Here is a 23,630-nt window from a genome sequence, read left to right as displayed (position 1 = left end):
ATGCTTCAATTTGAACAAATCAAAGATTCAAAGCAGTTAAACGGTCTTGCGCTTGCTTATATGGGTGATGCCATTTTTGAAATATACGTCCGGCATCACCTGCTTAAGCAGGGCTTTACGAAACCGAATGACCTTCATAAGAAGGCGAGCCGGATTGTATCGGCAAAATCACAGGCAGACATATTGTTCCGCCTTCAGGACGAATCCTTTTTCACGGAGGAAGAGGAAGCCGTGCTGAGAAGAGGCAGAAACGCGAAATCAGGGACGACGCCTAAAAACACAGATGTACAGACGTACCGCCATAGTACAGCTTTTGAGGCTTTACTCGGATACCTTTTTCTTGAGAAAAGAGAAGAAAGACTGAATCAGCTGATTGCTGAGGCTATACAAGTCGGGACGTCAGGGAGGAAAACAAATGAGTCAGCAACATGATTACGTCATAGGAAAAAACGCTGTGATTGAGACGTTAAAGTCAGATCGCAAGCTGTATAAGTTATGGATGGCGGAAAACACAGTAAAAGGACAGGCGCAGCAAGTTATGGAGCTTGCTAAAAAGCGCGGCGTCACCATTCAATTTGTACCGAGGAAAAAACTCGATCAGATGGTGGAGGGGCAGCATCAGGGTGTTGTCGCCCAAGTGGCGGCATATGAATATGCACAATTAGACGAATTATATAAAAGAGCGGAAGAGAGAAACGAACAGCCTTTCTTTCTCATACTGGACGAGCTGGAAGACCCTCATAATCTCGGTTCCATCATGAGAACGGCTGACGCTGTCGGTGCACACGGCATCGTGATTCCGAAACGCAGAGCGGTCGGACTGACTTCGACGGTCGCAAAAGCTTCGACCGGTGCGATTGAACACATTCCCGTCGTGAAGGTGACCAACCTTGCCCGGACACTTGATGAAATGAAGGAGCGGGGGATTTGGGTCGTCGGAACGGATGCATCCGCCCGGGAAGACTACCGCTCTATGGACGGCAAGATGCCTTTGGCGCTCGTTATCGGAAGCGAAGGCAGAGGAATGGGCCGGCTTGTGAAAGAGAAATGTGATTTTCTCATTAAGCTTCCGATGGCCGGAAAAGTCACGTCTTTGAATGCGTCGGTTGCGGCCGGCCTTCTCATGTATGAAGTCTACCGGAAGCGCAATCCTTTAGGGGAATGAAGACAGATGGACATCCTGTTAGTAGACGGATACAACATGATTGGAGCTTGGCCGCAGCTAAAGGATTTAAAAGCGAACAGTTTTGAAGAAGCGAGAGATGTACTGATCCAGAAGATGGCGGAATATCAGTCCTACACGGGAATCAGAGTCATTGTGGTGTTTGACGCACACCTGGTAAAAGGCATAGAGAAAAAACAAACGAATCACAGAGTCGAAGTGATTTTTACACGGGAGAATGAAACGGCGGATGAGCGGATCGAGAAGCTTGCCCAGGCGCTGAATAATATTGCGACACAGATTCATGTCGCAACCTCCGATTATACGGAGCAGTGGGCGATTTTCGGACAAGGGGCTCTCCGTAAATCCGCCCGGGAGCTCCTGAGGGAAGTGGATACGATAGAGCGCCGGATTCAAAGGCGGGTTTCAAAGATCACTTCTGAAAAACCACCGGGTAAAATCGAGCTGTCCGAAGAGGTTTTGAAAACGTTTGAAAAGTGGCGCCGAGGCGGTCTGGATTAGGTTGACGCTTTTTCGCCCATTAATGTATAATATTTCTATCTACGTGCGCCGGGGGGATCGCAGTGAATCTACAGAACAGCAAGGGAAAGTTCAACAAAGTGCAATTTTGCCAGTTGGAGGACGAGCAGGTCATTGAAAAGGTTCATGTTGGGGATAGTGATGCGTTAGATTACTTGATTACGAAGTACCGTAATTTTGTACGGGCGAAAGCAAGGTCTTATTTTTTAATAGGGGCCGACAGAGAAGATATTGTACAGGAAGGGATGATAGGCTTATATAAGTCTATCCGAGACTTTAGAGAGGACAAGCTTACTTCATTTAAAGCTTTTGCAGAACTATGCATTACCCGCCAGATTATTACCGCAATAAAGACAGCTACCCGTCAGAAACACATTCCTTTAAATTCCTATGTTTCTTTAGACAAACCTATTTTTGATGAAGAATCTGACAGAACACTGCTTGATGTCATTTCAGGCGCTAAAACGTTAAATCCTGAAGAGATGATTATTAATCAGGAAGAATTTGATGATATCGAAATGAAAATGGGAGAACTGCTGAGCGATCTGGAGAGAAAGGTGCTTGTTTTGTACTTGGACGGAAGAAGTTACCAAGAGATTTCAGATGACTTAAACCGACACGTAAAATCAATCGATAATGCCCTGCAGCGCGTGAAGCGCAAGCTTGAAAAGTATTTAGAAATAAGAGAGATCAGCCTGTAGCAGGTTTCTGTGTCATATTGACAGAATTTTTCTGACTGTGCTATTTTATTAAGATAAATGAATGTTTAGGAAAAGGTGTAACGACATGAGAAAAAAGATTACGCTGGCATGCAAAACATGCGGAAATCGTAATTATACGACAATGAAAAGCTCTGCATCAGCGGCTGAGCGGTTAGAAGTTAAGAAGTACTGCAGCACTTGCAATTCACATACAGCTCATTTAGAAACAAAATAGTGTTCGCTTTTTAAATTGTGGAGGTCTTTTACATGCGCATGATGAGTTTCTTTAAAGATGTTGGGAAAGAAATGAAAAAGGTTAGCTGGCCTAAAGGCAAAGAGTTAACGCGCTATACGATCACGGTGATTTCAACGGTTATCTTTTTTGTTATCTTTTTTGCCCTCCTTGATACAGGAATTTCTCAATTAATTCGTTTAATAGTTGAATAATGATCAGCAATACGTGCTATAATAGATCATAATATCGTTTGCCAAAACCCGTTCAGCGGGTTTTTTATTGTGTTGTTGAAAAAAGGATTCATAGGCCCTGAGCCTATTTTTTGTTTTACACTTCATTTTTAAATGCGGGGAGGGAAGGACTGCAGAGTCCTGATAGAATGGAAAAGAATTGGTATGTTGTTCATACGTATTCCGGTTATGAAAACAAAGTAAAAGCAAACCTTGAAAAACGTGTGGAATCAATGGGAATGCAGGATAAAATTTTCCGCGTTGTCGTCCCTGAAGAAGAAGAGACTGATATTAAGAACGGGAAGAAAAAAGTAGTCAAAAAGAAAGTGTTCCCGGGTTATGTGCTTGTTGAAATCGTCATGACTGATGATTCCTGGTATGTGGTCCGCAACACGCCGGGCGTTACCGGATTCGTCGGATCAGCCGGTTCAGGCTCAAAGCCGACTCCGCTTCTTCCTGGCGAAGCGGAAACCATCTTAAAACGCATGGGCATGGATGAGCGGAAAACCGACATTGATTTTGAATTGAATGAGACAGTCAAAGTCATAGACGGACCTTTCGCCAACTTTACAGGATCAATTGAAGAGATTGATTATGATAAGAGCAAAGTGAAAGTATTTGTTAACATGTTCGGCCGTGAAACGCCGGTTGAACTGGAATTTACCCAGATCGACAAATTGTAATGTGAAAAAACTTGAAATTGCTATATATTAATGATAATATAGCAAAGGTACGTCTTGGACTAATCCAAGGCAGCTAGCTTGATATTTCGTCATTCATATAAAGAATGAAACCTTGAGTGGGAGGGTTTACCCTATTACCACATCACGGACTTAAGGAGGTGTGTCTCGTGGCTAAAAAAGTAGTAAAAGTTGTAAAATTGCAAATTCCTGCTGGAAAAGCTAACCCAGCGCCGCCAGTTGGACCTGCACTAGGTCAAGCCGGTGTAAATATCATGGGATTCTGTAAGGAGTTTAACGCTCGTACAGCTGACCAAGCTGGTTTAATCATTCCTGTTGAAATTTCGGTTTACGAAGACCGTTCATTTACATTTATTACAAAAACTCCGCCTGCTGCAGTATTGCTTAAAAAAGCAGCTGGAATTGAGTCTGGTTCTGGTGAACCAAACCGTAATAAAGTGGCAACCGTTAAGCGCGATAAGGTTCGCGAAATCGCTGAAACGAAAATGCCTGACTTAAACGCAGCAGACGTTGAAGCGGCAATGCGCATGGTTGAAGGTACTGCCCGCAGTATGGGTATCGTTATCGAGGATTAATTTGTTTCTTGTCGGGTTGCGAGTTTTCACAAGTTCGCAACCCTTATTCGTGGGAGGTTATTCCGCTATAACCACATAAGGAGGAAATTTTAAAATGGCTAAAAAAGGTAAAAAGTACGTTGAAGCTGCGAAGCTTGTAGACCGTGCGAAAGCTTACGACGTCGCTGAAGCAGTGGCGCTTACTAAAAAAACAAACACAGCTAAATTCGACGCTACAGTTGAAGTTGCTTTTCGTTTAGGGGTTGACCCTCGTAAAAACGATCAGCAAATCCGCGGTGCAGTTGTACTTCCTAACGGAACTGGTAAAACTCAGCGCGTGCTTGTATTCGCTAAAGGCGAAAAAGCAAAAGAAGCTGAAGCTGCCGGTGCAGACTACGTTGGCGATTCTGATTACATCGCGAAAATCCAGCAAGGCTGGTTCGAATTCGATGTAATCGTTGCGACTCCTGACATGATGGGTGAAGTCGGTAAAATCGGCCGTGTGCTTGGACCAAAAGGTCTTATGCCAAACCCTAAAACAGGAACTGTTACATTCGAAGTAGAAAAAGCAATCGGCGAAATCAAAGCTGGTAAAGTAGAATACCGCGTTGACAAAGCTGGTAACATCCATGTTCCGATCGGAAAAGTTTCTTTCGAGGATGAAAAACTTGTTGAGAACTTCACAACAATGTATGATACAATCCTGAAAGCAAAACCGGCTGCGGCTAAAGGTGTTTACGTGAAAAACGTTGCCGTTACTTCTACTATGGGCCCTGGTGTCAAAGTAGACGCTTCTACTTTCAACGTAAAATAATATTTGACTTTAGATCAGCATTCTGATATGATTCAAAATGTTGTAAAATATAATATGTCATTTATACCGTAGACAGCAGGGGCCGTTAAGGCTTAATATCCTGCCGAGGTGTATATATATCACAGCTATTACGTTACGTATGCTTGTATATACAGCCTCCATGTCCACATGGAGGCTTTTTATATGAAATCGTCGTCACAGTCGTGATCACCTAGCGGTATAAGTGTTACACAAAATCTACAGGAGGTGTAACCATGAGCAGCGCAATTGATACAAAAAAAGTTGTTGTTGAAGAGATTGCTTCTAAACTGAAAGAAAGCAAATCAACGATCATCGTTGACTACCGCGGACTTAACGTTTCTGAAGTAACTGAACTCCGTAAACAGCTTCGCGAAGCTAACGTAGAGTTCAAAGTGTACAAAAACACAATGACTCGCCGTGCGGTTGAACAAGCTGAACTTGATGATTTGAATGATGTCTTAACTGGACCGAATGCGATCGCATTCAGTACTGAAGATGTTATCGCTCCGGCAAAAGTTCTTAACGAGTTCGCGAAAAATCACGAAGCTCTGGAAATCAAAGCGGGCGTTATCGAAGGAAAAGTATCTTCTGTTGAAGAAGTGAAAGCTCTTGCTGAACTTCCTTCACGCGATGGCTTACTTTCTATGTTGCTTAGCGTACTTCAAGCTCCAGTTCGCAACCTTGCACTTGCAGCTAAAGCAGTTGCAGACCAAAAGGAAGAACAAGGCGCTTAATCTGATTTTACCCTAAAATAAAACAAATGGAGGAATTTCAAATGGCTTTAAATATCGAAGAAATCATTGCTTCCGTTAAAGAAGCAACTGTACTTGAATTGAACGACCTAGTAAAAGCAATCGAAGAAGAATTTGGCGTAACTGCTGCTGCTCCTGTAGCTGTAGCTGGCGGAGCTGCTGCTGGCGGCGCTGCTGAAGAGCAAAGCGAATTCGACCTTATCCTTGCTGGTGCAGGTTCTCAGAAAATCAAAGTTATCAAAGTTGTTCGTGAAATCACTGGTCTTGGCTTGAAAGAAGCTAAAGAACTTGTTGACAACACTCCAAAACCACTTAAAGAAGGTATTGCGAAAGAAGAAGCTGAAGAGCTTAAAGCTAAACTTGAAGAAGTTGGCGCTTCTGTAGAAGTTAAGTAATCTTCACTTGCCTGTAGGGGAAGCTCGCTTTTATGAGGCGGGCTTTTTCTTTGCTTTTCTTTAAGTGCAATTAAAAAAGGAGGTTCTAATAATGAGTGAACACTATTATTCAGAAAAACCTTCAGTTAAAAGCGATAAACAGACATGGTCATTTACACTGCGGAACAGATCTTATACATTCACAAGTGACAGCGGCGTTTTCTCGAAAAAGGAAGTTGATTTCGGTTCGCGTGTCTTAATTGAAGCGTTTGAAGAGCCGGAGATCGATGGTGACTTCCTGGATGCAGGCTGCGGTTACGGCCCGATCGGTCTGTCGCTCGCCGGTGCATTTACAGACCGGACCGTGCACATGATTGACGTGAATGAAAGAGCCGTAGAGCTGTCAAATGAAAATGCAGAAAAAAACGGAATAAAAAACGTTCGGATTTATCAGAGTGATTTATTTTCAAATATTGATTCTGCTCAAACATTTGCTTCTATTTTTACAAACCCCCCAATCCGCGCCGGAAAAAAAGTTGTCCATGCCATTTTTGAAAAAAGCGCTGAGCATTTAAGGGCTTCAGGTGAATTGTGGATCGTTATACAGAAAAAACAGGGCGGGCCTTCTGCCATTGAAAAACTGAAGGAGCTTTTTGACGAAGTTTCTGTGGTTCAAAAAAAGAAAGGCTATTATATCATAAAAGCAAAAAAAGTTTGACTTGAATTTTCAGCTATGTTAATATTGTAAAATGCCAATGTATATATTTTGCATGATATGCTGAAATAATCATAGTGCATGTATAAATTATACAAACATGGAAATGCTAATAAAATCGGTATTTGTTTTTGGATGTGGTTTTCTTAATTAGAAACCCTTTTTTCTTTTGTCTTGTAAAAGTATTTCTTTATCGTAAGAGATGCTTATTACACATATAATACGCATGATTTGAGGGGTGAATCAGTTGACAGGTCAACTAGTTCAGTATGGACGACACCGCCAGCGCAGAAGCTATGCTCGCATTAGCGAAGTGTTAGAATTACCAAATCTCATTGAAATTCAAACCTCTTCTTATCAGTGGTTTCTTGATGAGGGTCTTAGAGAGATGTTTCAAGACATATCACCAATTGAGGATTTCACTGGTAACCTCTCTCTAGAGTTCATTGACTACAGTTTAGGAGATCCTAAGTATCCCGTTGAAGAGTCAAAAGAACGTGATGTGACTTACTCAGCTCCGCTGAGAGTGAAGGTTCGTTTAATTAACAAAGAAACTGGAGAGGTAAAAGACCAGGATGTCTTCATGGGTGATTTCCCTATTATGACAGATACCGGTACTTTTATCATCAACGGTGCAGAACGTGTTATCGTATCTCAGCTTGTTCGGTCTCCAAGTGTATATTTCAGTGGTAAAGTAGACAAAAACGGTAAAAAAGGTTTTACCGCGACTGTCATTCCAAACCGTGGCGCATGGTTAGAATACGAAACTGATGCGAAAGATGTTGTGTATGTCCGCATTGATCGCACACGTAAGTTGCCGGTTACGGTTCTTTTGCGTGCTCTCGGCTTCGGTTCCGACCAAGAGATTCTCGATCTCATTGGTGAGAACGAATATCTCCGCAATACACTGGATAAGGACAACACTGAAAACAGTGACAAAGCGCTTCTTGAAATCTATGAGCGCCTTCGTCCCGGAGAGCCGCCTACAGTAGAAAACGCAAAAAGCTTGCTGGATTCCCGTTTCTTCGATCCGAAGCGATACGACCTTGCGAATGTAGGACGCTATAAAATTAATAAAAAGCTTCATATCAAGAACCGCCTGTTTAACCAGCGCCTTGCAGAAACACTGGTGGATCCGGAAACCGGTGAAATTCTCGCTGAAAAAGGGCAGATTCTTGACAGAAGAACACTTGATAAAGTACTGCCATACTTAGAAAATGGAATCGGCTTCAGAAAACTTTATCCTAACGGCGGCGTTGTCGAGGATGAAGTGATGCTTCAATCCATTAAAATCTATGCTCCTACCGATGCAGAAGGAGAGCAGACGATCAATGTGATCGGCAATGCTTACATCGAAGAAGCGATTAAAAACATTACGCCTGCTGATATTATTTCTTCTATCAGCTACTTCTTCAACCTCCTGCACGGAGTGGGCGACACTGATGATATCGACCATCTCGGAAACCGCCGTCTGCGTTCTGTAGGTGAGCTCCTGCAAAACCAATTCCGTATCGGTTTAAGCCGGATGGAACGTGTCGTACGTGAAAGAATGTCTATTCAAGACACGAATACAATTACGCCGCAGCAGCTGATTAACATCAGACCTGTTATTGCGTCTATTAAAGAGTTCTTCGGAAGCTCACAGCTTTCTCAATTCATGGATCAGACGAACCCGCTTGCTGAATTGACGCACAAACGCCGTCTGTCAGCTCTCGGACCGGGCGGTTTGACGCGTGAGCGCGCAGGTATGGAAGTACGTGACGTTCACTACTCTCACTATGGCCGTATGTGTCCGATTGAAACGCCTGAGGGCCCGAACATCGGTTTGATCAACTCATTGTCATCATTTGCGAAAGTAAACCGCTTTGGTTTCATTGAGACGCCATACCGCCGCGTTGATCCTGAAACAGGAAAAGTAACGCCTAGAATCGACTACCTGACTGCTGATGAAGAGGATAACTATGTCGTAGCCCAAGCGAATGCTAAGCTGAGCGATGACGGTTCTTTCTTGGATGACAGCATCGTAGCGCGTTTCAGAGGGGAAAACACCGTTGTAGCCCGCAACCGCGTGGATTACATGGACGTTTCTCCTAAACAGGTTGTTTCTGCTGCGACAGCATGTATTCCGTTCTTGGAAAACGATGACTCGAACCGCGCCCTCATGGGAGCGAACATGCAGCGTCAGGCTGTGCCTTTGATGCAGCCGGAAGCTCCGATCGTCGGAACGGGTATGGAATACGTATCCGGTAAAGACTCCGGTGCAGCCGTTATTTGTAAACATCCTGGTATCGTTGAACGGGTGGAAGCGAAAAACGTATGGGTGCGCCGCTATGAAGAAATTGACGGCCAAAAAGTAAAAGGCAACCTGGATAAGTACAGCTTGCTGAAATTTGTCCGCTCCAACCAAGGTACGTGCTACAACCAGCGTCCGATCGTCAGTGTCGGCGATGAAGTAGTCAAAGGAGAAATCCTTGCTGACGGACCTTCAATGGAGCTTGGTGAACTTGCTCTCGGCCGCAACGTAATGGTCGGCTTCATGACATGGGATGGTTACAACTATGAGGATGCCATCATCATGAGTGAACGCCTTGTGAAAGATGATGTATACACATCTATTCACATTGAAGAATATGAATCAGAAGCACGTGATACAAAGCTTGGGCCGGAAGAGATCACCCGCGATATTCCAAACGTAGGGGAAGACGCGCTTCGCAATCTTGATGACCGCGGAATTATCCGTATCGGTGCGGAAGTCAACGACGGAGACCTTCTCGTAGGTAAAGTAACGCCTAAAGGTGTAACTGAGCTTACGGCTGAAGAACGCCTTCTGCATGCGATCTTTGGAGAAAAAGCGCGTGAAGTCCGTGATACTTCTCTCCGTGTGCCTCACGGCGGCGGCGGAATTATCCACGACGTAAAAGTCTTCAACCGTGAAGACGGCGACGAACTTCCTCCGGGAGTGAACCAGCTTGTACGCGTATATATCGTTCAGAAACGTAAGATTTCTGAAGGTGATAAAATGGCCGGACGTCACGGAAACAAAGGGGTTATCTCGAAGATTCTTCCTGAAGAAGATATGCCTTACCTTCCTGACGGCACGCCGATCGATATCATGCTTAACCCGCTGGGTGTACCATCACGTATGAATATCGGTCAGGTATTAGAACTTCACATGGGTATGGCTGCCCGCTACCTCGGCATTCACATCGCGTCACCTGTATTTGACGGCGCGCGTGAAGAAGATGTGTGGGAAACACTTGAAGAAGCAGGCATGTCAAGAGACGCTAAAACAGTTCTTTATGACGGCCGTACGGGAGAACCGTTTGACAACCGTGTATCTGTCGGAATCATGTACATGATCAAACTGGCGCACATGGTTGATGATAAACTTCATGCCCGTTCTACAGGTCCTTACTCACTTGTTACGCAGCAGCCTCTCGGCGGTAAAGCCCAATTCGGCGGACAGCGTTTCGGTGAGATGGAGGTTTGGGCGCTTGAAGCTTACGGCGCAGCTTACACGCTTCAAGAAATCCTGACTGTGAAGTCCGATGACGTGGTCGGACGTGTGAAAACATATGAAGCCATCGTCAAAGGCGACAATGTTCCAGAGCCTGGTGTTCCGGAATCATTCAAAGTATTGATCAAAGAGCTTCAAAGCTTAGGTATGGACGTAAAAATCCTTTCAGGCGATGAAGAAGAAATAGAAATGAGAGATCTAGAAGACGAGGAAGATGCGAAACAAGCTGACGGCCTTGCATTATCAGGTGATGAAGCGCCGGAAGAAACAGCATCTCCAGACGTTGAACGTGACGCAGTAACGAAAGAATAGTCTCTGATTGATAAAGGCAAGTGACATCGGTTAATCCGAAGATAAAAAGGGAGGTAGGCCCCTTGCTAGATGTGAACAATTTTGAGTATATGAACATCGGTCTTGCTTCACCGGATAAAATCCGTTCATGGTCTTTTGGTGAAGTGAAAAAGCCTGAAACGATAAACTATCGTACATTGAAACCTGAAAAGGACGGCCTGTTCTGCGAACGCATTTTCGGACCGACTAAGGACTGGGAATGTCATTGCGGCAAGTACAAGCGGGTTCGTTATAAAGGCGTAGTTTGTGACCGTTGCGGAGTTGAAGTAACGCGGGCTAAAGTCCGTCGTGAGAGAATGGGGCATATTGAACTGGCTGCCCCGGTTTCTCACATTTGGTATTTCAAAGGTATTCCGAGCCGTATGGGTCTTGTATTGGATATGTCACCGCGTGCGCTGGAAGAAGTTATTTACTTTGCTTCTTACGTCGTAACTGACCCGGCCAATACACCGCTCGAAAAGAAACAGCTTTTATCTGAAAAGGAATACCGTGCGTATCTGGATAAGTACGGAAACAAATTCCAAGCCTCTATGGGCGCGGAAGCCATTAATAAACTTCTGCAGGACATCGACCTGGTCAAAGAAGTTGATATGTTAAAAGAAGAGCTGAAGACTTCTCAAGGGCAGCGCCGTACACGTGCGATCAAACGCCTTGAAGTGCTTGAAGCCTTCCGTAATTCAGGAAACAAGCCGTCTTGGATGATTCTCGACGTGCTTCCGGTTATTCCGCCTGAATTAAGACCGATGGTTCAGCTTGACGGCGGACGTTTCGCTACGTCTGACCTGAACGACCTTTACCGTCGTGTCATCAACCGTAATAACCGTTTAAAACGTCTGTTAGACCTCGGCGCGCCAAGCATCATCGTTCAGAACGAAAAACGTATGCTTCAGGAAGCAGTCGACGCTCTGATTGACAACGGACGCCGCGGCCGTCCGGTTACCGGACCGGGTAACCGTCCGCTTAAATCTCTTTCTCACATGCTGAAAGGGAAACAAGGGCGTTTCCGTCAGAACCTTCTCGGTAAACGTGTAGACTACTCAGGACGTTCCGTTATCGTCGTAGGTCCGCATCTGAAAATGTATCAGTGCGGTTTGCCGAAGGAAATGGCGCTTGAGCTCTTCAAGCCTTTCGTCATGAAAGAGCTTGTTGAAAAAGGCCTTGCTCACAATATCAAGAGCGCAAAACGCAAAATCGAACGCGTGCAGCCTGAAGTATGGGATGTACTTGAATCTGTCATTAAGGAGCATCCGGTCTTACTGAACCGTGCCCCTACTCTTCACAGATTAGGTATCCAGGCTTTCGAACCGACGCTTGTTGAAGGACGCGCCATCCGTCTTCACCCGTTAGTATGTACAGCTTATAACGCTGACTTTGACGGTGACCAAATGGCGGTTCACGTACCTTTATCAGCTGAGGCTCAAGCTGAGGCGCGCATTCTGATGCTTGCGGCCCAAAACATCTTGAACCCTAAAGATGGTAAACCGGTTGTTACGCCGTCTCAGGATATGGTATTAGGAAACTACTACCTGACGCTTGAGCGCGCCGGAGCAGTCGGCGAGGGTATGGTTTTCAAAAATACGGACGAAGCGCTTCTTGCTTATCAAAACGGTTATGTTCACCTTCATACGAGAGTTGCTGTTGCAGCGAACTCCCTTAAGAATGTGACTTTTACTGAAGAACAGCGTTCAAAATTGTTAATTACAACTGTCGGTAAGCTCGTCTTCAATGAAATTCTTCCGGAATCATTCCCTTACATGAATGAACCAACGAAGAGCAACATTGAAGAGAAGACACCTGACCGTTTCTTCTTAGATAAAGGTGCTGACGTAAAAGCTGTGATTGCTGAGCAGCCGATCAACGCACCGTTTAAAAAAGGCATTCTCGGTAAAATCATCGCGGAAATCTTTAAACGATTCCATATCACGGAAACGTCTAAAATGCTTGACCGCATGAAAAACCTCGGTTTCAGATATTCAACGAAAGCCGGCATCACAGTAGGGGTTTCTGATATCGTCGTTCTCGATGACAAACAGGAAATCCTTGAAGAAGCACAAAGCAAAGTTGATAATGTCCTGAAACAGTTCAGACGCGGTTTAATCACCGAAGAAGAACGTTATGAAAGAGTCATTTCAATTTGGAGTTCAGCGAAAGATGTTATCCAAGGCAAACTGATGAAATCATTAGACGAAGTCAACCCGATCTACATGATGAGTGACTCAGGCGCCCGTGGTAACGCATCTAACTTTACACAGCTTGCGGGTATGCGCGGTCTGATGGCCAACCCGGCTGGACGAATCATTGAATTGCCGATTAAATCAAGTTTCCGTGAAGGTCTGACAGTATTGGAGTACTTTATCTCCACTCACGGTGCGCGTAAAGGTCTTGCCGATACCGCCCTGAAAACAGCTGACTCAGGTTACCTTACACGCCGTCTTGTTGATGTTGCGCAGGATGTTATCATTCGTGAAACAGATTGCGGAACAGACCGCGGTATTCTTGCAAAACCGCTCAAAGAAGGCACGGAAATCATCGAGCGTCTGGAAGAGCGTCTGATCGGACGTTTCGCCAGAAAACAGATCAAACATCCTGAAACGGGTGCTGTGCTCATTAACGAAAATGAATTGATCGATGAAGATAAAGCGCTGGAAATCGTTGAAGCCGGAATCGAAGAAGTGTGGATCCGTTCCGCGTTCACATGTAACACTCCTCATGGTGTATGTAAACGATGCTACGGACGTAACCTTGCAACCGGAACTGATGTTGAAGTCGGCGAAGCAGTAGGTATTATCGCCGCTCAATCTATCGGTGAGCCTGGAACACAGTTAACAATGCGTACGTTCCACACAGGCGGGGTTGCCGGAGACGATATCACACAAGGTCTTCCGCGTATCCAAGAGCTTTTCGAAGCGCGTAATCCGAAAGGTCAAGCGACGATTTCTGAGATTGACGGTACAATTGCCGAAATCAATGAAGTCCGCGACAAACAGCAGGAGATTGTTGTTCAGGGCGCTGTTGAGACACGTTCATACACGGCACCTTACAACTCACGCCTGAAAGTGGCTGAGGGTGATCAGATTACCCGCGGTCAAGTGCTGACAGAAGGTTCTATCGATCCGAAAGAACTTCTTAAAGTCACTGACCTGACAACGGTTCAGGAATATCTTCTGCATGAGGTTCAGAAGGTTTACCGTATGCAGGGGGTTGAAATCGGCGATAAACACGTAGAAGTAATGGTTCGCCAGATGCTTCGCAAAGTCCGTGTGATCGATGCCGGAGATACTGATGTTCTCCCTGGCACATTGCTTGATATTCACCAATTTACAGAAGCGAACAAAAAAGTGCTGCTTGAAGGCAATCGACCTGCTACAGGCCGCCCTGTCCTTCTCGGTATCACAAAAGCTTCACTCGAGACGGATTCATTCTTGTCTGCCGCATCATTCCAAGAAACAACACGTGTTCTTACAGATGCTGCGATTAAAGGCAAGCGCGATGAACTTCTCGGCCTGAAAGAGAATGTTATCATCGGTAAACTGGTTCCGGCCGGTACCGGTATGATGAATTACAGAAAAGTAAAACCTGTTTCAAACGTTCAGCCTTCGGAAGATATGGTTCCGGCTGAATAATAGAAACTGCTGCAGGAAAGGCTGTTTCGACAGCTTTTCCTCAGTATTACAATTATTCTGGCGGGGGACTGCACTAAAAAATGTCATACGTTGTTGACATCCGTCCCGCAGAGTGATAATATAACCAAGGTGCTCGAAATAAAACCTGTTACTTTGGAGGATATGTTTATGTCTTATGATAAAGTATCACAGGCCAAATCAATTATTATTGGTACGAAGCAAACAGTGAAAGCTCTAAAACGAGGTTCAGTGAAGGAAGTCGTCGTGGCAAAAGACGCGGATTCAGTTCTTACGGCTGGCGTTATACAGCTTGCGAAGAATCAAAATACCGCTGTCTGTATGGTGGATTCCATGAAAAAGCTCGGCAAAGCCTGCGGAATTGAAGTGGGAGCAGCAGCTGTTGCCATTATGTTATAGCGTACTTTTTGTTTTTATATAAGATATCATTCTTGTGTAAAGACATTGTTTTTTGCCTAATGATGAACCACCTGGGTATGTGGGTTATAAAACGTAATGAAGGGAGGAACACAACATGCCTACAATTAATCAGCTAATTCGCAAGGGACGCGTGAGCAAAGTTGAAAACTCTAAGTCACCTGCACTAAACAAAGGATACAACAGCTTTAAAAAAGAGCACACTAACGTATCTTCTCCACAAAAACGCGGGGTATGTACTCGTGTGGGTACAATGACACCGAAAAAACCGAACTCAGCACTTCGTAAATATGCTCGTGTTCGTTTGACTAACGGAATCGAGGTTACTGCCTACATTCCTGGTATCGGTCACAACCTGCAAGAGCACAGCGTTGTACTGATCCGCGGCGGACGTGTAAAAGACTTACCGGGGGTACGCTACCACATCGTTCGTGGCGCGCTTGATACTGCCGGAGTTGAAAACCGTGCGCAAGGCCGTTCTAAATACGGTACGAAACGTCCTAAAGCAAAGTAATCAAATAAATCATTAAAACTATGAAGGGAGGATATTCAGATGCCACGTAAAGGTCCTGTAGCAAAAAGAGATGTTTTACCTGATCCGCTTTACAACTCTAAGCTGGTATCCCGCCTGATCAACAAAATGATGATCGACGGTAAAAAAGGTAAATCTCAAACAATCCTATACAAGTCATTCGATATCATTAAAGAACGCACTGGCAATGATGCAATGGAGGTTTTCGAACAAGCATTGAAAAACATCATGCCTGTACTTGAAGTAAAAGCACGCCGTGTAGGTGGAGCTAACTACCAAGTGCCTGTAGAAGTTCGTCCTGAACGCCGTACAACTCTTGGTCTTCGCTGGTTGGTTAACTATGCGCGTCTTCGCGGAGAAAAAACAATGGAAGAGCGCCTGGCTAACGAAATTCTTGATGCAGCTAACAACACTGGTGCTGCCGTTAAGAAACGTGAAGACACTCACAAGATGGCAGAAGCGAACAAAGCATTTGCTCACTACCGCTGGTAGGATTCATATAATCAAAATAATAATTCCCTAATAAGGAAGGAGAAATTACCCAATGGCAAGAGAGTTCTCCTTAGAAAAAACTCGTAATATCGGGATCATGGCTCACATCGATGCCGGTAAAACGACTACTACAGAACGGATCTTGTTCTACACAGGCCGTATCCACAAAATTGGCGAAACTCACGAAGGTGCTTCGCAAATGGACTGGATGGAGCAGGAACAAGAACGCGGTATCACAATCACTTCTGCAGCAACGACTGCACAGTGGAAAGGTTACCGTGTAAACATCATCGATACACCGGGACACGTAGACTTCACAGTTGAAGTTGAACGTTCACTCCGTGTACTTGATGGTGCGGTTGCCGTACTTGATGCTCAATCAGGTGTTGAGCCTCAGACAGAAACAGTATGGCGCCAAGCAACAACTTACGGAGTACCGCGTGTTGTATTTGTCAACAAAATGGACAAAATCGGCGCAGACTTCCTTTACTCTGTAGGCACTTTAAGAGACCGTCTTCAAGCTAACGCTCACGCAATTCAATTGCCGATCGGCGCTGAAGACAACTTCGAAGGTATCATCGACTTAGTAGAAAACGTTGCGTATTTCTACGAAGATGACCTTGGAACTCGTTCAGATGCGAAAGAAATCCCTGAAGAGTACAAAGAACAAGCTGAAGAGCTTCGCAGCAGCCTGATTGAAGCTGTAGCTGAGCTTGATGAAGAGCTTATGGAAAAGTACCTTGAAGGTGAAGAAATCACTATCCCTGAATTGAAAGCTGCTATCCGTAAAGGTACACTGAATGTTGAATTCTACCCTGTACTTGTTGGTTCTGCTTTCAAAAACAAAGGTGTTCAGCTTGTACTTGATGCTGTTCTTGACTACCTTCCTGCGCCAACTGATGTTGCTGCAATCAAAGGTGTACGTCCTGATACAGATGAAGAGATCGTTCGTCATTCTTCTGATGAAGAGCCATTCTCTGCACTTGCATTTAAAGTTATGACTGACCCTTATGTCGGTAAGCTGACATTCTTCCGCGTATATTCCGGTACACTTGATTCCGGTTCATATGTAAAGAACTCTACAAAAGGCAAGCGTGAGCGCGTAGGACGTATCCTTCAAATGCACGCTAACAGCCGTGAAGAGATCTCTACTGTATACGCTGGAGACATCGCAGCTGCTGTAGGTCTAAAAGATACTTCTACTGGAGATACTCTATGTGATGAGAAGGATCTTGTAATCCTTGAATCAATGGAATTCCCAGAGCCTGTTATCGACGTAGCGATTGAGCCTAAATCAAAAGCTGACCAAGATAAAATGGGTATCGCTTTAGCTAAACTTGCTGAAGAAGATCCTACATTCCGTACACAAACTAACCCTGAAACGGGTCAAACAATCATCTCTGGTATGGGTGAGCTTCACCTTGATATCATTGTTGATCGTATGAAGCGTGAGTTCAAAGTTGAAGCTAACGTTGGTGCTCCTCAAGTTGCGTACCGTGAGACATTCCGTACCGGTGCAAAAGTTGAAGGTAAATTCGTACGTCAATCAGGCGGACGCGGTCAGTTCGGTCACGTTTGGATCGAATTTGAACCGAACGAAGAAGGCGCTGGCTTTGAATTCGAAAACGCAATCGTCGGTGGTGTTGTTCCTCGTGAATACATCCCAGCCGTACAAGCAGGTCTTGAAGATTCTCTTGAAAATGGTGTCCTAGCCGGATTCCCGCTAATCGACATCAAGGCGAAACTTTTTGATGGATCTTACCATGATGTTGACTCAAACGAAATGGCGTTTAAAGTCGCTGCTTCTATGGCATTGAAAAATGCAGTCAGCAAATGTAACCCAGTTCTTCTTGAACCAATCATGAAAGTTGAAGTTGTTATTCCTGAAGAATACATGGGAGACATCATGGGTGATGTTACTTCTCGTCGCGGACGCGTAGAAGGTATGGAAGCTCGCGGTAACGCTCAAGTTGTGCGTGCGATGGTACCTCTTGCTGAAATGTTCGGTTACGCTACTGCCCTTCGTTCTAACACGCAAGGACGCGGTACGTTCACAATGTTCATGGATCACTACGAAGAAGTGCCGAAGAGCATCGCTGAAGAAATTATCAAAAAAAATAAAGGCGAATAATTGATTTTGCCACTTAACTCAAGTATAACTACTATTGTAAGATGAGGAAGTGAGAGCTTGCTTTCACTTTCTATCACTCTATACATTACTAATTAAAAGCTCTTAAGGAGGATTTTAGAATGGCTAAAGAAAAATTCGACCGTTCCAAATCACATGCCAATATCGGTACAATTGGACACGTTGACCATGGTAAAACAACATTAACTGCTGCTATCTCAACAGTACTTCATAAGAAATCTGGTAAAGGTACAGCTATGGCGTACGATCAAATTGATGGTGCTCCAGAAGAACGTGAGCGCGGTATCACAATCTCTACTGCACACGTTGAGTACGAAACTGACACTCGTCACTATGCACACGTTGACTGCCCAGGACACGCTGACTATGTTAAAAACATGATCACTGGTGCTGCGCAAATGGACGGAGCTATCCTTGTAGTATCTGCTGCTGATGGCCCAATGCCACAAACTCGTGAGCACATCCTTCTTTCTAAAAACGTTGGTGTACCATACATCGTAGTATTCCTTAACAAATGCGACATGGTAGACGACGAAGAGCTTCTTGAGCTTGTTGAAATGGAAGTTCGCGATCTTCTTAGCGAATACGACTTCCCTGGTGATGATGTACCAGTTGTTAAAGGTTCTGCTCTTAAAGCTCTTGAAGGCGATGCTGAGTACGAAGAAAAAATTCTTGAACTTATGGCTGCAGTTGATGAGTACATCCCAACTCCAGAACGTGACACTGACAAACCATTCATGATGCCAGTTGAGGACGTATTCTCAATCACTGGTCGTGGTACAGTTGCTACTGGCCGTGTAGAACGCGGACAAGTTAAAGTCGGTGACGAAGTTGAAATCATCGGTCTTCAAGAAGAAAACAGCAAAACAACTGTTACAGGTGTTGAAATGTTCCGTAAGCTTCTTGACTACGCTGAAGCTGGAGACAACATCGGTGCACTTCTTCGCGGTGTAGCTCGTGAAGACATCCAACGTGGACAAGTACTTGCTAAACCAGGTACAATCACTCCACACAGCAAATTCAAAGCTGAAGTTTACGTTCTTTCTAAAGAAGAGGGTGGACGTCATACTCCATTCTTCTCTAACTACCGTCCTCAGTTCTACTTCCGTACAACTGACGTAACTGGTATCATCAATCTTCCAGAAGGCGTAGAAATGGTTATGCCTGGAGATAACACTGAAATGATCGTTGAACTTATCTCTACAATCGCTATCGAAGAAGGAACTCGTTTCTCTATTCGTGAAGGCGGACGTACAGTTGGTTCAGGCGTTGTTTCTACAATCACTGAGTAATCGACTCGTTCATTAATGCGGGGTCCCTTATGGGGCCTCGTTTTTTTGTTTCCCCGCTGATTCCATGTATAATAGAACGTATACAAATTTTAGGAGCAGACCGATGAACGATAACTTCAAGAAAACCAATCGTATTTCAATGCTTCAGCAATTGCTGATTAATGGCAGTGAACAAACCATTATGATTAATGGTGATGACAGGAGTAATCCGCTGCTTTTGTTTTTGCACGGCGGTCCCGGCACGCCTCAAATCGGCTATGCGAGAAAATACCAGAATAAGCTGGAAAAGCATTTCACCGTTGTGAACTGGGATCAGAGAGGGGCGGGTCTCTCTTATTCAAAGGAAATTCCGGGTTCATCTATGACTTTGGATCAGCTGACAGCCGATACCATTCATTTGACCGAACGCTTATGCAAGCAATTCAGCAGGCAAAAAATATATATCGCCGGCTATTCGTGGGGTTCAGTTCTGGCGCTTCCTGTTCTTCAAGAAAGACCTGATTTGTATTATGCGTATATCGGTATCAGTCAGGTGGTTAATATTCAAAAGGAAGAAATGGAAGCTTACCGGCTGATGATGGAATGGAGCAGGCAACGCAAACATTTCCTGCTGGAAAAGACGCTGAGCTTTATCGGAGCGCCTCCATGGGAGAAACAGCTGCAGCGATCGTTATTTCTGCTATGTATCGAGATGAGGGGAGGGGGCTTTACCCATCATCCGATCGGTGCTCTTAAAGCAGGGGGGCGAATGCTGTTTGGTGAACCGTACGGTGTGAGGGGGAGCTTCTTAGCCGCGCGGGGACAAATGTTCAGCCTGAAACACCTGTGGGAGGATCTCATTTTCTTTGATGCCGGAGAATCAGTTTCTTCTATTATAATACCGTGCTGTTTTATGTCAGGGAGATACGATTTGACGGTCCCGGGGACGACGTCTTATGAATATTATCAGAAGGTTGATGCGCCGTATAAAGAATGGCATTGGTTTGAAAACTCAGCCCATTCGCCTCACTTGGAGGAGCCGGATCGCTTTGCCGAAGTTGTCAGCCGGTTCGCATCGTTCCATCTCTGAAAGAAAACAGGCATATCCTTGATTAATCATGGTATCACCTGTATAATAATCAAAGTGTGAAAACCACAAGGTTCTTTAAATAAACCTTGCAACATGCGTCTATTTTCTGTATAATAGTGTATGTTGGTCTTTGACTGCGATGAAGTGAGAGGTTGCTGACACACCCGGCCGCTTTGCCATGGCAAGGTGATCAGGTTTTTCTCACGGAGAACTGTCTAACGTGATGTAGGCGAAAAGGAGGGAAAATAATGGCAAAACAAAAAATTCGTATTCGTTTAAAAGCATATGATCATAGAATCCTTGATCAATCTGCAGAGAAGATTGTTGAAACGGCAAAACGTTCTGGTGCCAGCGTATCTGGTCCGATTCCGTTGCCAACTGAAAAATCAGTTTACACAATCCTTCGTGCGGTGCACAAATACAAAGATTCTCGTGAGCAATTTGAAATGCGTACACATAAACGTTTAATCGACATTGTGAACCCAACACCACAAACTGTTGATGCTCTCATGCGATTAGACTTACCATCTGGTGTCGATATCGAAATCAAACTTTAATTCTAAAATATAGAATGATCTTAATAGGAGGTGTGACGAATGACCAAAGGAATCTTAGGAAGAAAAATTGGTATGACGCAAGTATTCGCAGAGAACGGTGATCTTATCCCGGTAACTGTTATTGAAGCAGCTCCAAACGTTGTTCTTCAAAAGAAAACAGCTGAAAACGATGGCTATGAAGCGATCCAGCTTGGTTTTGACGATAAGCGTGAAAAGCTTTCAAACAAACCGGAAAAAGGACACGTTGCAAAAGCGGAAACTGCTCCTAAGCGCTTCGTTAAAGAATTACGCGGCGTGGATATGGATGCGTATGAAATTGGTCAGGAAGTCAAGGTTGAAATTTTCTCTGTAGGAGAAATCGTAGATGTAACAGGAGTATCTAAAGGTAAAGGTTTCCAAGGTGCAATCAAGCGCCACGGACAATCTCGCGGACCTATGTCTCACGGTTCACGCTACCACCGTCGTCCTGGTTCAATGGGACCTGTAGATCCTAACCGTGTATTCAAAGGTAAACTATTACCTGGACGCATGGGCGGAGATCAAATCACTGTCCAAAACCTTGAAATCGTAAAAGTAGATGCTGAGCGCAATCTTCTTTTGATTAAAGGTAACGTACCTGGTGCGAGAAAAACTTTAATCACTGTTAAAAGTGCTGTTAAATCTAAATAAGTCTCTTAGGAAAGGAGGAAATTGATCATGCCAAAAGTAGCATTATACAACCAAAACGGTTCTACTGCTGGTGATATCGAATTAAACGCGTCTGTATTTGGAATTGAGCCAAATGAGAGCGTAGTATTCGACGCTATTCTTATGCAAAGAGCTTCCTTACGTCAAGGATCTCACAAAGTAAAAAATCGTTCTGAAGTACGCGGCGGAGGTCGCAAACCGTGGCGTCAAAAAGGTACAGGTCGTGCCCGTCAAGGTTCAATCCGTTCACCGCAATGGCGCGGAGGTGGTGTCGTATTCGGCCCAACACCACGCAGCTATTCTTACAAATTACCTAAAAAAGTTCGCCGCTTGGCAATCAAATCAGTATTGTCTTCTAAAGTGAACGACAACAACATTATTGTTCTTGAAGATCTTACTCTTGATACGGTTAAAACAAAAGAAATGGCAGCTATCCTTAAAGGATTATCTGTTGAGAAAAAAGCTTTAATCGTAACTGCGGATGCAAACGAAGCAGTATCTCTTTCTGCACGCAACATCCCTGGAGTTACAGTTGTTCAAGCTAACGGAATCAACGTGTTAGACGTTGTCAACCACGAGAAGCTTCTGATTACAAAAGCTGCGGTTGAAAAAGTAGAGGAGGTGCTTGCATAATGAAAGATCCTCGTGATGTTCTTAAGCGCCCCGTCATTACTGAACGTTCTGCTGATTTAATGACTGAAAAAAAATATACTTTTGAAGTTGATGTAAGAGCTAATAAAACAGAAGTGAAAGATGCAGTTGAAAGTATCTTTGGAGTGAAAGTTGACAAAGTCAACATCATGAACTACAAAGGGAAATCAAAACGTGTCGGCCGCTACACTGGTATGACTAGCCGTCGCAGAAAAGCGATCGTAAAACTTACTGCAGACAGCAAAGAAATCGAAATTTTTGAAGCTTAATTATCTGTAAAAAGAAGGAGGGAAATTCAAAATGGCGATTAAAAAGTATAAACCGACCTCTAACGGACGTCGTGGCATGACAACTTCAGATTTTGCTGAAATCACGACTGACCAGCCGGAAAAATCCTTGCTTGCTCCCCTTCACAAAAAAGGCGGACGTAACAACCAAGGTAAATTGACCGTACGTCACCAAGGTGGCGGACACAAACGCCAATACCGTGTTATCGACTTCAAACGCGATAAAGATGGTATACCTGGACGCGTTGCTACAGTTGAGTACGATCCAAACCGTTCAGCTAACATTGCACTAATCAACTATGTAGACGGAGAAAAACGTTACATTCTTGCACCAAAAGGAATTCAAGTAGGTACTGAAATCATGTCCGGCCCTGAAGCTGACATCAAAGTAGGTAACGCACTTCCGCTTATCAACATCCCTGTTGGTACAGTTGTGCATAACATTGAATTAAAACCTGGTAAAGGCGGACAGCTTGTACGTTCAGCTGGTACATCTGCTCAGGTTCTTGGTAAAGAAGGCAAATACGTTCTTGTACGTCTTAACTCTGGTGAAGTTCGCATGATCCTTTCTGCTTGCCGCGCTTCTATCGGTCAAGTAGGTAACGAGCAGCACGAACTTATCAACGTTGGTAAAGCAGGACGCTCTCGCTGGAAAGGCATCCGCCCTACAGTCCGCGGTTCTGTAATGAACCCTAACGATCACCCACACGGTGGTGGTGAAGGTCGCGCGCCAATCGGACGTAAATCACCAATGTCTCCTTGGGGCAAACCGACTCTTGGATTCAAGACACGTAAGAAAAAGAACAAATCTGATAAATTTATCGTACGTCGTCGTAAAAATAAATAACGGGGTTGTCTACGGTTCATTTCGGACCGTAGTGCAATCACGAAGGGAGGTTCCAAAATGGCTCGCAGCTTGAAAAAAGGACCATTTGTCGATGGACACTTGATGACAAAAATCGAGAAATTAAATGAAACGGACAAGAAACAAGTTGTAAAAACTTGGTCTCGCCGTTCAACTATTTTCCCACAATTTATCGGTCACACTATCGCAGTATATGACGGACGTAAACACGTGCCTGTATTCATTTCTGAAGACATGGTAGGCCACAAGTTGGGCGAATTCGCACCGACTCGTACTTACAAAGGCCACGCCAGTGACGATAAAAAAACAAGACGCTAAGAGAGG

Annotated in this window: 26 protein-coding genes and 1 other annotated feature; all 26 genes read left to right on the top strand. The window is 44.5% G+C overall.

The genetic code is table 11. From position 1 onward, the window contains the following. The 26 genes from OQ477_RS20030 (at position 1) to rpsS (ending at position 23,624) form a co-directional block, all read left to right on the top strand. Positions 1-432: a Mini-ribonuclease 3 gene (locus tag OQ477_RS20030; RefSeq protein ID WP_003156412.1), complete on the top strand. Its 432-nt coding sequence runs from the start codon at positions 1-3 to the stop codon at positions 430-432. Then, positions 416-1,165 (top strand): 23S rRNA (guanosine(2251)-2'-O)-methyltransferase RlmB, encoded by a 750-nt coding sequence (gene rlmB / locus OQ477_RS20025; RefSeq protein WP_003156413.1) that lies wholly within the window; start codon positions 416-418, stop codon positions 1,163-1,165. The genes OQ477_RS20030 and rlmB overlap by 17 nt, the downstream gene beginning before the upstream one ends. Before the next feature lie 6 nt (positions 1,166-1,171). Next, positions 1,172-1,684 carry a ribosome-dependent mRNA decay endonuclease Rae1/YacP gene (rae1, locus tag OQ477_RS20020; RefSeq protein WP_003156414.1) on the top strand — a complete coding sequence of 171 codons (513 nt, stop codon included), beginning with the start codon at positions 1,172-1,174 and terminating at the stop codon, positions 1,682-1,684. Positions 1,685-1,746: 62 nt separating this feature from the next. After that, positions 1,747-2,403 (top strand): RNA polymerase sporulation sigma factor SigH, encoded by a 657-nt coding sequence (gene sigH / locus OQ477_RS20015; protein ID WP_003156415.1) that lies wholly within the window; start codon positions 1,747-1,749, stop codon positions 2,401-2,403. An 85-nt stretch (positions 2,404-2,488) separates the two neighbouring features. Further along, entirely contained in the window at positions 2,489-2,638 is a 150-nt protein-coding gene (gene rpmG, locus OQ477_RS20010; protein WP_003156421.1) for a 50S ribosomal protein L33, read from the top strand. Between the two features lie 32 nt (positions 2,639-2,670). After that, positions 2,671-2,850, top strand: a complete 180-nt coding sequence (gene secE, locus OQ477_RS20005) for a preprotein translocase subunit SecE (protein WP_003156422.1) — start codon at positions 2,671-2,673, stop codon at positions 2,848-2,850. 167 nt (positions 2,851-3,017) lie between these two features. Then, positions 3,018-3,551 carry a transcription termination/antitermination protein NusG gene (gene nusG / locus OQ477_RS20000; protein ID WP_003156423.1) on the top strand — a complete coding sequence of 178 codons (534 nt, stop codon included), beginning with the start codon at positions 3,018-3,020 and terminating at the stop codon, positions 3,549-3,551. Positions 3,552-3,718: 167 nt separating this feature from the next. Beyond that, the gene (gene rplK, locus OQ477_RS19995; RefSeq protein WP_003156430.1) at positions 3,719-4,144 is read left to right on the top strand and encodes a 50S ribosomal protein L11; all 426 of its coding nucleotides are present in this window, start codon (positions 3,719-3,721) and stop codon (positions 4,142-4,144) included. Positions 4,145-4,238: 94 nt separating this feature from the next. Then, on the top strand, positions 4,239-4,937 hold the full coding sequence (rplA, locus tag OQ477_RS19990) for a 50S ribosomal protein L1 (protein WP_003156431.1): 699 nt from the start codon (positions 4,239-4,241) through the stop codon (positions 4,935-4,937). Positions 4,938-4,985: 48 nt separating this feature from the next. Then, positions 4,986-5,128: a sequence feature (ribosomal protein L10 leader region), on the top strand. Positions 5,129-5,191: 63 nt separating this feature from the next. Continuing rightward, positions 5,192-5,692 (top strand): 50S ribosomal protein L10, encoded by a 501-nt coding sequence (rplJ, locus tag OQ477_RS19985; protein WP_265973559.1) that lies wholly within the window; start codon positions 5,192-5,194, stop codon positions 5,690-5,692. Positions 5,693-5,733: 41 nt separating this feature from the next. Then, a complete protein-coding gene (gene rplL / locus OQ477_RS19980) occupies positions 5,734-6,105 on the top strand; it encodes a 50S ribosomal protein L7/L12 (protein ID WP_003156436.1) in 372 nt (123 codons plus the stop codon). A gap of 91 nt (positions 6,106-6,196) precedes the next feature. Then, the gene (locus tag OQ477_RS19975; RefSeq protein WP_029325705.1) at positions 6,197-6,802 is read left to right on the top strand and encodes a class I SAM-dependent methyltransferase; all 606 of its coding nucleotides are present in this window, start codon (positions 6,197-6,199) and stop codon (positions 6,800-6,802) included. 244 nt (positions 6,803-7,046) lie between these two features. Continuing rightward, entirely contained in the window at positions 7,047-10,628 is a 3,582-nt protein-coding gene (gene rpoB, locus OQ477_RS19970; RefSeq protein ID WP_003156440.1) for a DNA-directed RNA polymerase subunit beta, read from the top strand. 62 nt (positions 10,629-10,690) lie between these two features. Then, the gene (rpoC, locus tag OQ477_RS19965; RefSeq protein ID WP_007410398.1) at positions 10,691-14,290 is read left to right on the top strand and encodes a DNA-directed RNA polymerase subunit beta'; all 3,600 of its coding nucleotides are present in this window, start codon (positions 10,691-10,693) and stop codon (positions 14,288-14,290) included. 168 nt (positions 14,291-14,458) lie between these two features. Next, the gene (locus tag OQ477_RS19960; RefSeq protein ID WP_003156443.1) at positions 14,459-14,707 is read left to right on the top strand and encodes a 50S ribosomal protein L7ae-like protein; all 249 of its coding nucleotides are present in this window, start codon (positions 14,459-14,461) and stop codon (positions 14,705-14,707) included. Between the two features lie 115 nt (positions 14,708-14,822). Continuing rightward, positions 14,823-15,239, top strand: coding sequence for a 30S ribosomal protein S12 (gene rpsL, locus OQ477_RS19955; protein WP_003156445.1), 417 nt, complete (start codon positions 14,823-14,825; stop codon positions 15,237-15,239). Positions 15,240-15,278: 39 nt separating this feature from the next. After that, positions 15,279-15,749 carry a 30S ribosomal protein S7 gene (gene rpsG / locus OQ477_RS19950; protein WP_003156447.1) on the top strand — a complete coding sequence of 157 codons (471 nt, stop codon included), beginning with the start codon at positions 15,279-15,281 and terminating at the stop codon, positions 15,747-15,749. 52 nt (positions 15,750-15,801) lie between these two features. Next, positions 15,802-17,880, top strand: a complete 2,079-nt coding sequence (gene fusA, locus OQ477_RS19945; RefSeq protein ID WP_007410399.1) for an elongation factor G — start codon at positions 15,802-15,804, stop codon at positions 17,878-17,880. 119 nt (positions 17,881-17,999) lie between these two features. Beyond that, positions 18,000-19,190, top strand: a complete 1,191-nt coding sequence (gene tuf / locus OQ477_RS19940; protein WP_007410400.1) for an elongation factor Tu — start codon at positions 18,000-18,002, stop codon at positions 19,188-19,190. 103 nt (positions 19,191-19,293) lie between these two features. Then, positions 19,294-20,259 (top strand): alpha/beta fold hydrolase, encoded by a 966-nt coding sequence (locus OQ477_RS19935; protein ID WP_265973558.1) that lies wholly within the window; start codon positions 19,294-19,296, stop codon positions 20,257-20,259. A gap of 248 nt (positions 20,260-20,507) precedes the next feature. Then, positions 20,508-20,816, top strand: coding sequence for a 30S ribosomal protein S10 (gene rpsJ, locus OQ477_RS19930; RefSeq protein WP_003156464.1), 309 nt, complete (start codon positions 20,508-20,510; stop codon positions 20,814-20,816). 39 nt (positions 20,817-20,855) lie between these two features. After that, positions 20,856-21,485, top strand: a complete 630-nt coding sequence (rplC, locus tag OQ477_RS19925) for a 50S ribosomal protein L3 (protein WP_265973557.1) — start codon at positions 20,856-20,858, stop codon at positions 21,483-21,485. Between the two features lie 27 nt (positions 21,486-21,512). Further along, positions 21,513-22,136, top strand: coding sequence for a 50S ribosomal protein L4 (rplD, locus tag OQ477_RS19920; RefSeq protein ID WP_007615239.1), 624 nt, complete (start codon positions 21,513-21,515; stop codon positions 22,134-22,136). Then, positions 22,136-22,423, top strand: a complete 288-nt coding sequence (gene rplW, locus OQ477_RS19915) for a 50S ribosomal protein L23 (protein ID WP_003156467.1) — start codon at positions 22,136-22,138, stop codon at positions 22,421-22,423. The genes rplD and rplW overlap by 1 nt, the downstream gene beginning before the upstream one ends. Before the next feature lie 31 nt (positions 22,424-22,454). Beyond that, positions 22,455-23,288 (top strand): 50S ribosomal protein L2, encoded by an 834-nt coding sequence (gene rplB / locus OQ477_RS19910; protein WP_003156470.1) that lies wholly within the window; start codon positions 22,455-22,457, stop codon positions 23,286-23,288. A gap of 57 nt (positions 23,289-23,345) precedes the next feature. Then, positions 23,346-23,624: a 30S ribosomal protein S19 gene (gene rpsS / locus OQ477_RS19905; protein WP_003156472.1), complete on the top strand. Its 279-nt coding sequence runs from the start codon at positions 23,346-23,348 to the stop codon at positions 23,622-23,624. Positions 23,625-23,630: the final 6 nt, after the last annotated feature.

Origin of the sequence: Bacillus sp. ChL18, assembly GCF_026241425.1 — a bacterium.
Lineage (GTDB): Bacteria > Bacillota > Bacilli > Bacillales > Bacillaceae > Bacillus > Bacillus velezensis.
Note: the sequence above shows the minus strand (reverse complement) of the source record. Positions and strands in the feature narration are given on the sequence as shown.

Excerpts from the sequence above, each read along its gene's own strand:
- rpsJ (WP_003156464.1), top strand. The coding sequence starts at position 20,508 with ATGGCAAAACAAAAAATTCGTATTCGTTTAAAAGCATATGATCATAGA.
- rplB (WP_003156470.1), top strand. The coding sequence starts at position 22,455 with ATGGCGATTAAAAAGTATAAACCGACCTCTAACGGACGTCGTGGCATG.
- rplL (WP_003156436.1), top strand. The coding sequence starts at position 5,734 with ATGGCTTTAAATATCGAAGAAATCATTGCTTCCGTTAAAGAAGCAACT.
- rplW (WP_003156467.1), top strand. The coding sequence starts at position 22,136 with ATGAAAGATCCTCGTGATGTTCTTAAGCGCCCCGTCATTACTGAACGT.
- rplJ (WP_265973559.1), top strand. The coding sequence starts at position 5,192 with ATGAGCAGCGCAATTGATACAAAAAAAGTTGTTGTTGAAGAGATTGCT.
- rpmG (WP_003156421.1), top strand. The coding sequence starts at position 2,489 with ATGAGAAAAAAGATTACGCTGGCATGCAAAACATGCGGAAATCGTAAT.
- rlmB (WP_003156413.1), top strand. The coding sequence starts at position 416 with ATGAGTCAGCAACATGATTACGTCATAGGAAAAAACGCTGTGATTGAG.
- secE (WP_003156422.1), top strand. The coding sequence starts at position 2,671 with ATGCGCATGATGAGTTTCTTTAAAGATGTTGGGAAAGAAATGAAAAAG.
- OQ477_RS19975 (WP_029325705.1), top strand. The coding sequence starts at position 6,197 with ATGAGTGAACACTATTATTCAGAAAAACCTTCAGTTAAAAGCGATAAA.
- OQ477_RS20030 (WP_003156412.1), top strand. The coding sequence starts at position 1 with ATGCTTCAATTTGAACAAATCAAAGATTCAAAGCAGTTAAACGGTCTT.
- rpsL (WP_003156445.1), top strand. The coding sequence starts at position 14,823 with ATGCCTACAATTAATCAGCTAATTCGCAAGGGACGCGTGAGCAAAGTT.
- tuf (WP_007410400.1), top strand. The coding sequence starts at position 18,000 with ATGGCTAAAGAAAAATTCGACCGTTCCAAATCACATGCCAATATCGGT.
- fusA (WP_007410399.1), top strand. The coding sequence starts at position 15,802 with ATGGCAAGAGAGTTCTCCTTAGAAAAAACTCGTAATATCGGGATCATG.
- rplA (WP_003156431.1), top strand. The coding sequence starts at position 4,239 with ATGGCTAAAAAAGGTAAAAAGTACGTTGAAGCTGCGAAGCTTGTAGAC.
- rplD (WP_007615239.1), top strand. The coding sequence starts at position 21,513 with ATGCCAAAAGTAGCATTATACAACCAAAACGGTTCTACTGCTGGTGAT.
- rpsG (WP_003156447.1), top strand. The coding sequence starts at position 15,279 with ATGCCACGTAAAGGTCCTGTAGCAAAAAGAGATGTTTTACCTGATCCG.
- rpsS (WP_003156472.1), top strand. The coding sequence starts at position 23,346 with ATGGCTCGCAGCTTGAAAAAAGGACCATTTGTCGATGGACACTTGATG.
- OQ477_RS19935 (WP_265973558.1), top strand. The coding sequence starts at position 19,294 with ATGAACGATAACTTCAAGAAAACCAATCGTATTTCAATGCTTCAGCAA.
- rae1 (WP_003156414.1), top strand. The coding sequence starts at position 1,172 with ATGGACATCCTGTTAGTAGACGGATACAACATGATTGGAGCTTGGCCG.
- OQ477_RS19960 (WP_003156443.1), top strand. The coding sequence starts at position 14,459 with ATGTCTTATGATAAAGTATCACAGGCCAAATCAATTATTATTGGTACG.
- nusG (WP_003156423.1), top strand. The coding sequence starts at position 3,018 with ATGGAAAAGAATTGGTATGTTGTTCATACGTATTCCGGTTATGAAAAC.
- rplC (WP_265973557.1), top strand. The coding sequence starts at position 20,856 with ATGACCAAAGGAATCTTAGGAAGAAAAATTGGTATGACGCAAGTATTC.